The sequence below is a fragment of the Arthrobacter sp. TJ-58 genome, assembly GCF_058269295.1.
This window is the reverse complement of record NZ_JBZCNM010000002.1, coordinates 640,884-653,873: the sequence shown is the minus strand read 5'-3', so window position 1 is coordinate 653,873 and position 12,990 is coordinate 640,884. Positions and strand designations below refer to the sequence as shown.

8 protein-coding genes, 1 tRNA gene and 1 pseudogene are annotated in these 12,990 nt (G+C 65.1%); 2 read left to right on the top strand and 8 right to left on the bottom strand.

The genetic code is table 11. From position 1 onward, the window contains the following. Positions 1–133: 133 nt before the first annotated feature. From AC4D2W_RS09270 to AC4D2W_RS09255, 4 genes are all read right to left on the bottom strand, one after another. Positions 134–880: a PIG-L deacetylase family protein gene (locus AC4D2W_RS09270; protein WP_490926594.1), complete on the bottom strand. Its 747-nt coding sequence runs from the start codon at positions 878–880 to the stop codon at positions 134–136. Between the two features lie 3 nt (positions 881–883). Beyond that, a complete protein-coding gene (locus tag AC4D2W_RS09265) occupies positions 884–1,828 on the bottom strand; it encodes an electron transfer flavoprotein subunit alpha/FixB family protein (RefSeq protein ID WP_490926593.1) in 945 nt (314 codons plus the stop codon). A gap of 55 nt (positions 1,829–1,883) precedes the next feature. Continuing rightward, a complete protein-coding gene (locus tag AC4D2W_RS09260; RefSeq protein WP_490926592.1) occupies positions 1,884–2,732 on the bottom strand; it encodes an electron transfer flavoprotein subunit beta/FixA family protein in 849 nt (282 codons plus the stop codon). A gap of 251 nt (positions 2,733–2,983) precedes the next feature. After that, positions 2,984–4,420 carry a S1C family serine protease gene (locus AC4D2W_RS09255; protein WP_490926591.1) on the bottom strand — a complete coding sequence of 479 codons (1,437 nt, stop codon included), beginning with the start codon at positions 4,418–4,420 and terminating at the stop codon, positions 2,984–2,986. 381 nt (positions 4,421–4,801) lie between these two features. Here AC4D2W_RS09255 and AC4D2W_RS09250 point away from each other — a divergent pair, with 381 nt between their 5' ends. Beyond that, positions 4,802–6,841, top strand: coding sequence for a TPM domain-containing protein (locus AC4D2W_RS09250; protein WP_490926590.1), 2,040 nt, complete (start codon positions 4,802–4,804; stop codon positions 6,839–6,841). Positions 6,842–6,943: 102 nt separating this feature from the next. Next, the gene (locus tag AC4D2W_RS09245) at positions 6,944–7,684 is read left to right on the top strand and encodes a PspA/IM30 family protein (protein WP_400931904.1); all 741 of its coding nucleotides are present in this window, start codon (positions 6,944–6,946) and stop codon (positions 7,682–7,684) included. Between the two features lie 2 nt (positions 7,685–7,686). Here the strand turns inward: AC4D2W_RS09245 and AC4D2W_RS09240 are convergent. From AC4D2W_RS09240 to AC4D2W_RS09225, 4 genes and pseudogenes are all read right to left on the bottom strand, one after another. Then, positions 7,687–8,174: pseudogene (locus AC4D2W_RS09240) on the bottom strand (DUF6328 family protein). 123 nt (positions 8,175–8,297) lie between these two features. Further along, positions 8,298–8,374 (bottom strand) — tRNA-Met (locus AC4D2W_RS09235). Between the two features lie 66 nt (positions 8,375–8,440). Next, entirely contained in the window at positions 8,441–11,443 is a 3,003-nt protein-coding gene (locus AC4D2W_RS09230) for a UPF0182 family membrane protein (RefSeq protein ID WP_490926589.1), read from the bottom strand. 231 nt (positions 11,444–11,674) lie between these two features. Then, positions 11,675–12,817: a YlbL family protein gene (locus tag AC4D2W_RS09225; RefSeq protein ID WP_490926588.1), complete on the bottom strand. Its 1,143-nt coding sequence runs from the start codon at positions 12,815–12,817 to the stop codon at positions 11,675–11,677. Positions 12,818–12,990: the final 173 nt, after the last annotated feature.

Here is a 12,990-nt window from a genome sequence, read left to right as displayed (position 1 = left end):
GCGGAGACCCCTACCGTAAAGAGAAGCAGCCGAACACCGGCTGCCTGTCCCGGAGGGAGCCCGCGATGATTTCGCCGCAGCAGGATGCCTGGCCCATCTCTGAGGTTGCGTCCGGGCGGATCATCGTCCGGGGTCAGAACCCGGCGATGGTCTGCTCGGTGTTGACCCCCACCGCGTGGAAGACTTCGGCACTGGTGCCGTCCGGCAGTCCGAACCGGCGGGCGTTGTCCTGCAGCATGGACTGCACGGCAGCCTCCATGCGGGCGACGTCGGGATGCTGGCTGGCATGGACCCGGATGGCGGCCAGCTTGGTGTCCACGAAGGCGCTGACATCCACGGCATGGTTTTCGCGTTCCCGCGGCGCTCCGTAGAACCACAGCCACGGAACCTTGTACGCTTCCAGGCCCTGCTGGGCCAGCCAGGGAAAGGCGAACGGGTTTTCAGCCGCCGGGTAGACCGCACGCGTGACGATCTCGCCGCAGGCCAGATGGTCCGGATGGCTGGCCTGGATCCGCTCCCAGTTGCGCTCGGGATGCATTGAAAGCACGACGTCGGGACGCACCTGGCGGATCAGCGCCACCACCTTTTCCGTCACCTCGGGGGTCACGGCCAGGAAGCCGTCCCGTTCGCCCAGGAAGTGGACGTTCCGCACACCGGCCAGTTCCGCGGCGGCCTGCTGTTCGCTGCTGCGCAGTTCGGACACGTTGCTCCGGTCCCCCGGCTCAAAGCCGCCGGCATCACCGGCGGTCATGATGCAGTACGTGACGTCGACGCCGGCGGCGGTCCAGGCGGCCACGGTTCCGGCGGCACCAAAATCAATGTCGTCCGGGTGTGCGGCGAAGGCGAGCACCCGCTTGATGCGCGGGGCGGTGGGTTCCATCGGTCAGGACCTGCGCTTCTTGATTTCCTCGGTGGCCTGCGGCAGCACCGAGAACACGTCCCCCACAATTCCGAAGTCCGCTATCTCAAACACCGGTGCATCGGGGTCCTTGTTTACCGCAACAATCACCTTGGCGGTCTGCATGCCGGCTTTCTGCTGGATGGCGCCGGAAATGCCTGCTGAGATGTACAGCTGGGGGGACACCGTTTTGCCGGTCTGGCCCACCTGCGCGGAATGCTCAATCCAGCCCGCGTCCGTAGCTGCGCGCGAAGCGCCGACGGCGCCTCCCAGGGCGTCCGCCAGGTTCTCCACCGGAGTGAAGTCTCCGTCCATGCCTCGTCCACCGGCCACAATGACCCGGGCGTCGGAGAGCTCGGGACGGCCGCTCACACGCTTTTCGGTGCGGGCGGTGACCCGTGCGGCGGGACCGGCATCGGTCACCGCAAGCCGGCGGCGCTCGGGTGCTGCGGGCGTTCCGGCAGCAGCGGGCTCAACGCTGTTGGCCTTGACGGTAATCACCGGAACTCCGGTCTGCACCCGGCAGGTTGAGGTGTAGGAGCCGGCAAGGACGGACTTGGTGACCGACAGATCCGGAGCAATAGCCACGGCATCGGTAATCACGCCGGAGCCCAGCTTCACGCCCACGCGCGCCGCCACCTCGCGGTCCTCGAAAGAATTGCCCAGCAGCACGGCGGCCGGCTCCGCTGCCCGCACCGCATCCGCCAGGAAAGCGGCTTTGGCCGCGATCAGGACATCGGGCAGGTCGCTCTCGGGTTCATATACGGCGTTGACACCGTATTCGCCCAGTGCCCGCAGGACATCATCGCCGAGGGCGCGGGGGCTGGCCACGGCCGGCTCCCCCAGCCCGCGGGCAATGGTCAGCAGTTCTCGGCTCGCGCGCGGCAGCGGCAGGCCCGGCACATCGATAAAGACCAGGACAGAGGCCATGGCGGCTCTCCTTAATACTTCGGGCGCTGCCGGAGCAGCGCCGGTGAAAAGATTCTCAGATCAGTTTGGAGGCGGCCAGGAAGTCCACCAGGGCAATGCCGGCATTGCCGTCATCGGTGATGACGGTTCCCGCGGTCCGCGGCGGACGCGGCGCGGAAGCAGCCACCGTGGTCCAGGAACCGTCCAGGCCAACCTGCGCGGGCTCCAGGCCCAGGTCCTGCAGGGAAAGGACAGTGACGGTCTTTTTCTTGGCCGCCATGATGCCCTTGAAATTGGGGTACCGCGGCTCATTGGCCTGGTCCGTGACGGACACCAGCGCGGGAAGTTCCGCTTCGAGGGTTTCCGAGAAGGAGTCTCCGTCCCGGCGGGCCCGGACGACGGCGGCGTCCCCGGTGCCGGTCACCTCAACCTCGGAGGCGAAGGTTATCTGAGCCAGCCCCAGGCGCTCGGCCAGCTGGGCCGGGACCAGCGATGTTTCGCCGTCCGTGGAGGCCATTCCCGTCAGCACCAGGTCCGGCAGGGCGGGAGCGCCCGGCTCCCCGGCGGCATGCTTCACAGCCTCAGCCAGCACCAGGGACGTTGCCGCGGCATCGGAGCCGGCCAAAGCGGCGTCGTTCACATGGAAGCCCTGATAGGCGCCCATCTGCAGCGCTTTCTTGACAGCGTTGACTGCCGCGTCCGGACCCATGGACAGGGCCGTCACCATATTCCCCGCTGCCTGGCCGCCGCGTTCCTCAGCCAGCTGCAGGGCCGCCTCCAGCGCGTACTCGTCCAGTTCGGAAAGAATGCTGTCGGAGCGGTCCAGGGTGTGGCTGGGGCCGGAAAGATGCCGGTCAAACTGGGCATCGGGGACGTGCTTCACCAAAACAACAATGTTCAGCGGCCTGTCGGCTGAGTCCTGCATGCGGGGCCTTTCTGCGTTGGAGATCCTCCCGGGCACGGATTCACCGACGGCGGGATGAGCCGCCCGGGGCGACAAACTTAAGCTAATCACACTGTGAAGCCGCCTGCGTGTCCTGGCCAGGCTCCGTTCCGTCAGCAGCGGACCGCCTCCCCCATGCACAGCAGGGACTGTTCCTCCCGCTGGAGGAACAGTCCCTGCTGCTTTTGCCGGTTACCGCCGCGGCGCCCGCGGCACCGGGTGAATGGCCCTGCCTATTGGTCGGCTGAGTTGCCCAGCGTCACGTCAGCGCTCTTGGTGCTTCCGCCGCTGGTGTAATCGATGGTCACCTTGCTGTTGGCTGCCTGCATCCGGATGGCGGCCGTCAGCGACTGCGCGTCGGTCACCGGGATGTCATTGACCGCAGTAATGACATCGCCCTCCTTCAGGCCAGCCTTGGCGGCCGGGGTTCCGCTGGCCGGGTTTTCAGCAACTTCCGCGCCGACGGTGAAGGTTGAGCTGCCGGAGGCTGCGGCCGGTGTAACTGAAACGCCAAGGAATCCGTGGGTTGCCGAACCGGAGCTGATGATCTCGTTCGCCACCCGCTCGGCGTAGCTCATCGGTACGGCAAACCCGACACCAATGCTTCCGCTGTCCTCGCTCGCCGAGGCAATCGCCACGTTGACGCCCACGATGTCGCCGTCGGTGTTCACCAGGGCACCGCCGGAGTTTCCGTGGTTGATGGCAGCATCGGTCTGGATCACGTCCAGGTAAATGGAGCTTTCAGCCGTGCTCTGGCTCTGGCTGGAACCGTCCGGCGGAGCAAAGCGGAAGCCGTTGCCGTTGTCATCCTGGCCTGTTCCGCCATCCGAGTTTGACTCGGGTGCTGCGGAGGACTGCACGCTGATTGTGCGGTTCAGGGTGGAAACGATGCCGTCGGTGACTGTTCCCGCCAAGCCCAGCGGAGCTCCGATGGCGATGACAGTGTCCCCAACGTTGAGGTCATCCGAATTCCCCAGCGTGGCCGGCGTCAGGTTGGAGGCATCCACCTTGATGACAGCCAGGTCGGAGACCGGGTCGGTTCCCACCACGGTTGCCGAGAAGACGCGCCCGTCATTGGCCTGTACCTCGATGGACGGATCGGAAACCGTGCCGCCCAGAGTGACCACGTGCGTGTTGGTCAGGATATGTCCGCTGTCATCCAAGACAATTCCGGAGCCCGTGCCGGAGCTGCCGCCACCCGATACGTCAATGGTGACCACGCTCGGCGAAGCCTTTACCGCGGCGGCTGTCACGGCGTTGACGCTGTCTTCTTTATTCACCACCACGGTGTTCGCCTGGCCGGTGCCCTGCGGCGCTGATCCGCTGTCCGTCCAGGAGTCGGCGGCCACTGCCACGCCGCCGCCCAGCAATCCTGCCAGCAGCATCCCGGTAATCAGGGTGCCGCTCCCGAACCTGCGTGCCGGAGCGGCCGGGGCCGGACGATATCCGGAACCGTACGGGTCCTGGCCGTAGCCGGAGTAGCCGCTGCCGGAAGCGGAGGGTGCGTACGCCGGCGGAGCAGAGGCTCCCGCAGGATGGGCGCCGCCGGTCGTGTGGGAGGTTTGTTCTGCGTTCGGTGCGGAATCTGGGGCCTGTGCCGCGGGATACGGCGGCAGCGGCTGGGTCGGCTCCTGCCGGCCCGAACTCTCAGGCATGCGGCTGTCAGGCATGCGCTGCGTCTGGCCCCCGCGCGCCTCGCCCCCAGCTCCGCCGTCGGACGATGCAGGCGGGGCAGGTGGAGTGGGAGGCAGTGGACGCCGTGGTTCCTCGGTGCCTCCGTATTGCTCAGACATGTGCTGTCCTTTCCAAATCTGTATACCCGCGTATCTGGTGCTTCCTCAACTATGACAGCTCTTTCTGTGACCGGTGCTGGAGATTCCTGAATGGTTCCTGAGAGTTAGCCGAAAGCTGATCTGCCCCGGACGTGGTGGACTGGCTATGCGGCGAACCATAGAATCGATCCAAGTGCCGGTCCGTCCCGCAGGGGAAAGAACGGACCCGGCGGAACGCAGCGGAACAGCCATAGGCCACTACGAACCTGAGGACAATTTATGCGGTTGAAGACCAAGCGGCTAGCTGCCGTGCTCGGTTTGAGTGTCACGGCGCTGCTGGTTCCGGCCACGGCCGCCTCAGCAGTTCCGCCGGTGACCATTCCGCCCGGGCAGTTCCTGGTGGACCAGGCCGGTGTACTCGGGTCGGATTCCAGCGAGGTCACCCAGGCCATCTCCGAGGTGCGCAGTGAAAGCCGCTACACCCTTTACGTCGTCTACGTGGATGAGTTCACGAATCCCTCGGACCCCACGGCCTGGGGTGACCAGGTTGTGGCCCAGAAGGGAATGGATTCCCAGGAAGTGCTGCTGAGTTTCTCCACGGACGGCCGCAGGCTCAACGTATCGGTCCCCGACAACAGCCCCCTGACCCCGGCACAGGGCGACGCCGTTATCGCGGCAGCCACTGACTCCCTGTTCGGCAAGCAGACCATTACCTCGGCTGACTGGGCTGATGCAGCCGTCAGCGCGGCGGACGCGCTGGTGTCCGGACGCAGCGGAAGTTCAAGCGGTTCCTCGTCCTCCGGCGCAAGCCTCGCTCCGATCGTGCTCATCGGCGGGATCATCCTGCTCGGCGGCGGCGCAATGTTCCTGTTCGTCCGCAGCCGCCGCAAGGGAGCCGTGACCGCAGGACCGGCCCGCAGCGAAGTGAGCGAGCCCGTGGACCCGCTGGATTCAATGAGTGTGGAGGACCTGCGCAAGCGGGCCGGCAGCCTCTTGGTGGCCGCCGACGACGCCATCAAATCCAGCGAGCAGGAGCTCGCGTTCGCCATGGCCTCCTACGGCGACGATGCCGTCAAAACCTTTACCGATGACCTTGCTGCGGCGAAGAACCATATGAGTGAGTCCTTCAAGATGCAGCAGCAGCTGGATGACCACATCCCGGACACCGAGGAACAGCAGCGCACCTGGCTCAAGGACATCATCCGCCGCTGCGAAGCCGTGAATTCCTCGCTCCAGGCGCACAAGGAAGACTTCGACTCCCTGCGGGAACTCGAGAAGAACGCACCCGCAGCCCTGGCTGCGGCACGGAGCAACGCCCAGCAGGCAGCCGGCCGGCTGGATGCGGCCGAGGCTTCGCTGGCCGGGCTGCGGCAGCGTTACGCAGATTCCGCCCTGGCCCAGGTTGCCGACAACATCGAGCAGGCACGCCAGCGGCTCGAGTTTGTCGACAACGCCGAAGAAACAGCCCAGGCGAAACTCGACGAGGGCGACACCGCCTCCGCCGTCGTCGCCGTGCGTGCGGCCGAGGAAAGCGTCCACCAGACCAACGTTCTGCTGGACGCCATCGAAAAGACAGGCCGTGAGCTCGACTCAGCCCGCGGTGAACTGCAGCGTGCCGTGGCGGATGCCCGGCAGGACCTCGCGCAGGCCCGTGCCTTTGCCTCCGACGGCGCCAATTCCGGGCTGGCGGGCCCCATGGCCGGTGTGGAAGCCGCGCTTACGGCTGTTGAACGCGAAACATCGGTCAAGAACAACCCGGTGGACCTGCTGCGCCGCCTGGAGACGGCCAACGCGCAGCTAGATACCGCTCTGGAGGGAATCCGTGACCGGCAGGAACAGGAACGCCGCGCGCGGGATTCCCTGCAGCACGCAATGATGTCCGCACAGGCCCAAATCTCCGGAACTTCCGATTACATCCGCGCCAGGCGCGGCGGTGTCGGCGCTGAGGCGCGCACCCGGCTCGCCGAGGCAGAGCGCAACCTCCAGCAGGCCGTTGCCCTGCAGTCCTCGGATCCGGTCAGCGCCCTGGCCTATGCCCAGCAGGCCAACGCACTGGCAGCGCAGGCTGCGGACATGGCCCAGCAGGATGTCGACGGGTTCGGCGGCGGCTTCGGGGGCGGCGGCGGAGGCATGTACGGCGGCAGGGGCGGCGGGTCCGGCCTCGGCGGCGCCATTCTGGGCGGTATCCTCATCGACTCCATCCTTCGCGGCGGCGGTGGAGGCTTTGGCGGCGGAGGCGGCTGGGGCGGCGGCGGCTTCGGCGGCTTTGGCGGCGGAGGTGGAGGCGGCGGCTTCGACGGAGGCGGAAGCAGCTTCTAATCCCTGCCCCGGGGATCTTCAAAATCGCGGAACAATTTCAGTGAAGGAATGACAAAAGTTTTTCTCAGCAGGCTCATCACCAAAAACCGAAAGGCAGACACCGTGGTAAAGCAGTCAATCTTTGGACGTATCACCCAGCTGGCCAAGGCCAACATCAACGCCATCCTGGATCAGGCCGAGGATCCGCAGAAGATGCTGGACCAGATGGTCCGGGACTACAGCAACAACATTGCCGAGGCTGAGAGCGCTGTGGCCCAGACCATCGGCAACCTGCGCATGCTTCAGGATGACTACAACGAAGACATCCAGAATGCCCGCAACTGGGGCAACAAGGCGCTGGCTGCCTCCCGGAAAGCCGATGAGTTCCGTGCCGCCGGCAATGCCGCTGACGCGGAGAAGTTCGACAACCTGGCCAAGGTGGCAATCCAGCGGCAGATGGCCTCCGAGAACGAGGCCAAGGGCGCCGAGCCCACGATCGCTTCCCAGGAAGAGATTGTGGAGCGCCTCAAGACCGGTCTGGATCAGATGAAGGGCAAGCTGAACCAGCTGCAGAGCAAGCGTGACGAGCTGATCGCCCGCGCCCGCAACGCCCACGCCCAGACCCAGATGCACGAGGCCATGAAGAGCATCGACGTCATGGACTCCACCTCGGAGGTGGGACGCTTCGAAGAGAAGATCCGCCGCGAAGAAGCACGGGTCCGCGGTGCCAATGAGCTGGCTGCCTCCAGCCTGGACGCACAGTTCGAAAGCCTGGAGGACCTGGGCGAGCAGACCGAGGTTGAAGCACGCCTGGCCGCACTGAAGGGCTCCGGCTCGGGCCAGTCGGCCATCGGACAGAACTAGGATCACCCGCGCCGCTCGCCGGCGCCGGGAATTGCGGGCGGTACTCCCCTGGGAGTACCGCCCTTTTTCTTGTCACGGCAGGATTTGCGCGCATGAGGACGGGCGGCGAAGGGCACGGCGGCGGATCCCCCGCGGCACACGGTCCACAGAAGAATCAGTACAACGGCCAGCACGACGGCGGCAACGGCTCCGCTCCCCGACCCCAGAACCGGGTCAAAGACGAGGCCGAGGGTACCGATGAGAACCAGGCCCATCAAGACGATGGTGATGCGCAGCAGGATGTCGCTGTAGCGGACCAGTTCGGCTTGATCCGGCGCTGGAAGAAAGTCCGGTGCATAACCACCGTGGACATCAGCAGCGCCGTAATCAGCACCGACAGGACCACCAGGGACAAATACACGCCCACCTGCAGTGGGGATAGATCGGCGAAGCGGCGGCAGTGGCCGCTTTCCCATTCCGTGAGTCTAGCGACAGGCTTGGCCTGTGGCATGGCTCCGTGCTAACCGGGGGCCCGCAACTGCAGCAGGCAGCGTGCCGGCACACAAAAAGTCCCGGCTGGCATTTCTGCCGACCGGGATTTTTTTGCTTATTACTATTTGGTTGGTTCAACCTTTGGTTGCGGGGGCAAGATTTGAACTTGCGACCTCTGGGTTATGAGCCCAGCGAGCTACCGAACTGCTCCACCCCGCGGCGTGTTAGTTAACTCTAACCCGCCGCGGGCTCCGGCTGCAAATTCACAGCCGGAGAGCAGTTGTCCTAGCTTCCCTCGGTGGGAGCCGGTGTTGCGCCCTCAGTGGGAGCCGGTGTTGCGCCATCGGTGGCTCCGGTGGCTCCGTCCATGGCTTCCTGAGCCGAGATCGCCCGCTGAATGGCGGCGTTGAGCTTGTCCTGCGCGGCACCGTACGCTGCGAAGTCTCCTGCTGCCAGCGCCGTCTGGCCTTCCTGGATGGCTGCTCCGGCGTCTGCCAGTGCGGCTGCCAGATCAGCTTCGGCCGTGGTGTCGCCCGGAGCCGGGGTTTCGGCGTCCGGTGTCTGTCCCACGTTCTGGGAGTCTCCGGTGATGGCACCGGAGTCTCCGCCGAAGACCTGGTTCAGGGCTTCGTCCAGTGTGGGGGCAAAACCGACCTTCTCGCCGAAGTTGACCAGCACACGCTGCAGTGTCGGGTAGGAGGCGTCACCGGAGGACTGCACGTAGACCGGCTGCACGTAGAGCATGCCGCCGCCCACGGGCAGGGAGAGCAGGTTGCCGTTGATGACCTCGGAGGCACCCTGGCGGAGCAGGTTCAACGCATTGGAGACCGTCGGGTCCGAGTTGAACCGGTTCTGGGCCTGGCCGGGGCCGGGAACCACGGTGTCAGTCGGCAGGGAGAGCAGCCGCAGCTTGCCGTAATCCTCACTCTTGACCCCTGCCTCGCCCGTTCCCGCGTCAGCCTCGGCCGACAGGAAGCCGTACAGCACGTTGCGTGCTTCGCCGTTGGGAGAAACGAAGGGGATGAACGGCGTGGTCAGGGAGAAGGTTGCCTTATCCTGGCCCGGCATCTGCAGGGACAGGTAATACGGCGGCTGCTTCACCGAGGAGTTCGCGACCGTGGGGTCGTTCGGAACGCTCCAGGCGTCGTCGTTCTTGAAGAAGGAGTCAGCGTTGGTGACGTGGTACTTGCCCAAAAGTTCGCGCTGAACCTTGAACTGGTCCTCCGGGTAGCGCACGTGCGCCATCAGGTCCGCGGACATTTCGCTGTACGGCTTCAGCGTGGACGGGAAGATGTCCTGCCAGGACTGCAGCAGCGGGTCCTGATCATCCCAGGCGTACAGGGTGACGGAGCCGTCATAGGCGTCCACCGTGGCCTTCACCGCGTTGCGGATGTAGTTCACCTTGTCCGCCGGCAGCGCTGCTGCTCCCGTGGTCAGGGAGTCCGTGGTGGCGGCCTGCAGTTCCTGCTGGGTGGAGTACGGGAAGTACTTGCTGGTGGTGTAGCCGTCCACGATCCACTTCACCCGGCCGTCAACGATCGCCGGGTAGGCATTGCCGTCCACGGTCAGGTACGGGGCAACCTTTTCCACGCGTTCGCGCGGATCCCGGTCATAGAGGATCTGGGACTCGGGGTTGATGGCGTCCGAAAGCAGAAGCTCGGTGGACTGGAACTTCAGCGCGTAGACCAGCTGGTTGAAGAGATTACCGATGCTGGGTCCGCCGTTACCGCTGAACGTGGTCTGGGACTCGGTATCCGAGTCGCCGGTCTGCGGGCGGTCAATTTCCTGCGGATCGGCCCCTTCGGGTGCTCCGACCACCGAGTAGTCGGGGGACGTCTCGCCAAAGTAGATCCGCGGTTCGTAGTCGCCCAATACGCCGGTGGAGGGGATGCCCGATTCGGTGAAGCTGGGCTTGCCGTCGGCCTGGACCGTTGATCCGCGGGCCGCGACCACGCCGTAGCCGTGCGTGTAAAGGATGTGCTCGTTGACCCAGCCGGAGGGGACGCCGTCCGTGTTCAGCTCCCGGACTGCAATCACCGTGTCCTGGACTTCGCCGTCAACGTCATAGCGGTCCACGTTCAGCGTTTCGGGGAACTGGTAGTACTGGCGGAACTGCTGCAGCTGGGAGAACGCAGGAGAGACGACGTTCGGATCCAGCAGGCGGATATTGGAGGTGGTGCCCGAATCGGCGGCGAGCGCGCCGGCATTGGCGTCCACCGTGGCCTTGTAGTCAATGACCTCGGTCTGGTCCAAACCGTATGCCTCGCGCGTGAGCTCAATGTTGCGCTGGATGTACGGGGATTCCTTGCTCAGCTCGGACGGCTTCACCTGGTACTGCTGCACGATCCACGGGTAAATGCCGCCGGCCACGATTGCCGTAATGATGAGCATGGCGGTACCGATGATCGGCAGGCGCCAGCGGCCAATGAAGGCAGAAACGATGAACAGCAGCGCCACGATTGCGGAGGCCACGGTGAGGATGGTCTTGGTGGGAATGACTGCTTCGACATCCGTGTACAGGGCTCCGGTCCAGGTCCCGGAGGTGCTCAGCAGGGTGTCATAGCGGTCCAGCCAGAAGTTCGCCGCCTGCAGCAGCAGGAAGCTGGCCGCGATGACGGCAATATGAATCCGCGCCTGGCGGGAGGTGAAAATGCCCTTTTCCTCCAAGCGGATGCCGCCGTAGAGGTAATGGGTCAGCAGGCCGGCGATGCCTGAAATGACCACAACGCTGATGAGGAAGCCCACGATGAAGCCGAGGAACGGCAGCTGGGTGAGGTAGAAGCTGAAGTCCAGGCCGAATTCGGGATCCTGCTGGCCGAAGTTGCGGCTGTTGAAGAACAGGAGCGCCTGCTGCCACATGGACATGGCAGCGGTGCCGGCGAACCCGCCGACGACGACGGGGATACCGATCATCAGAAGCTTGCGGACCGGTTCAAGCTGGGCCTGGTAGCGGTTCAGGTTGTCCTGGAGCGCGCTGTCCGGCGCGTAAACCGGACGTGAGACGTAGGCGGCCCTGATGCTCAGGAACACACATCCGGCCATGACCACGAAGGCACTGAGGAACATGACAATGCGGGTCAGGTTCTCCTTGACGAAGACACTGAGGTAGCCCAGCTGGTTGTACCAGAGGACATTTGCATATACCTGCGAAAAGTAGACAAATCCAATCACAAGGACTGCCACCACAATCAGCGTGGCGATCAGCGGACTGGGTCCGCGCCGCCTGCTTGGGCGGGCGCCCGCGCCGGGGCTGGGTCGGGAGAATGGGCCGTTTGGTCCGGAAGTCACTGTATCCTCATCGTTCGGTGCGTCGGTCCACGGCCCCTGCAAGGAATGCCAAGGACATTTTTCCGTCCTCTTTGCAAGTTGCCGTGCTCTCTCATTCTGCCTTGTCTTCCCTGCGCCGGGCACCTCGCCGGGCCCTTGGGGAAGAACCTTTTCAGGATCGTGATGGGCGGCGCGGCGCGGCGGCAGCCTTTCGGAGCCCCCGCCGCGCGCGCAGCAAGCGGTCTGCTGAGACTAGCTTGCGCACTGGGCCAGCCCCGCCGGGTCGGATCCCGAAGCCAACGCTTCAACGGCGGTGCGTGCTTCGTCAAGGGTAGCCACCCTGATGACGTCCAGCCCGTCCGGGATATGCCCCACGACTTCACCGCAATTGTCCGCCGGTGCGAGGAAAAAGTCGGCACCGGCGTCGGACGCGCCCACCATCTTCTGCGCTATGCCGCCGATGGCGCCAACGTTACCGGCGGAATCGATGGTGCCGGTGCCCGCAAAGTGCTTTCCGCCGGTCAGATCTCCGGGAGTCATCCGGTCGATGATGCCCAGGGCAAACATCATGCCAGCGGACGGACCGCCCACGTTGTCCAGGGCAATAGTGACGTCGAAGGGAAAATCGAAAGTCGTCGCGAGGAAGATTCCTAGCTGGTAGGAACCGGTGTCCCCCAGCACCGGGGTGATCTCCCCCGTTGCTTCCGCGCCGTCCCGGCGGTACGTGACCTGGACCGGTTCGCCGCCGTTGTCCTGCAGTTCCGCGCGGAGGGTGTCAATCCCGTCAATGTTCGTGTTTCCGATTCGCACCAGGGTGTCTCCGGCCTGCAGCACTCCGGCGGCCGGCGAGCCTTCCACCAGGTCCGCCACGGCGAGCTCCTCCGTGAAGGGAACATCCAGTTCACGCAGAGCTGCAGCGACGGCGGCTTCCTGCGATGAAGTCATGGCCGCTGCATTTTGCTGGTCCACGTCTTCGCCCGTTGTTCCGCGCGGGTACAGGAATTCCTCGGGAACGACGGCGTCTTCCGCATCCAGCCAGGCGCCGACGGCCTGAAGGAAACTCATGGCACTGCCCGGGCCTCCTGAAACATAGACGGTGGTCAGGTCAAGCTCACCGTCGGTGGGATAGGTGGTGGCCCCTTCAATATTGATAAGGGGGGAGTCTTCACCGTCTCCCGTTTGCACTGTTCCCACCGTGTTGAAGGTGGGTCCGGGCGCCTCCACTACATACGGTGCGGGCAGGAACACGGCGACGGCGCCCAGCGCCAGGGTCAGCGCCCCCGAAACCACCAGCGCACGCGACCGCGGGCTGGACCTACGGCGGGAGGGACGGGGCTGCAGCGGAGCAGGGGCGCCCGCGGCAGAGGGATCATGCGGATTATTTGAGGGGCGCAAGCGGCCTACCCTTTTCTGAGGCGGGATCCGCGGCAGCCTGCAGGGGCCGACACGGCGAACACTGGCACCAGCCTACCGTCCGGGATGCCCGGACGGGCGGGGCAGGGCGCTCCCTGAGCGCTTTGCCAACAGCGAACGTAACCGGGAATGCAGGACAGGCATCCCGGCGGGCC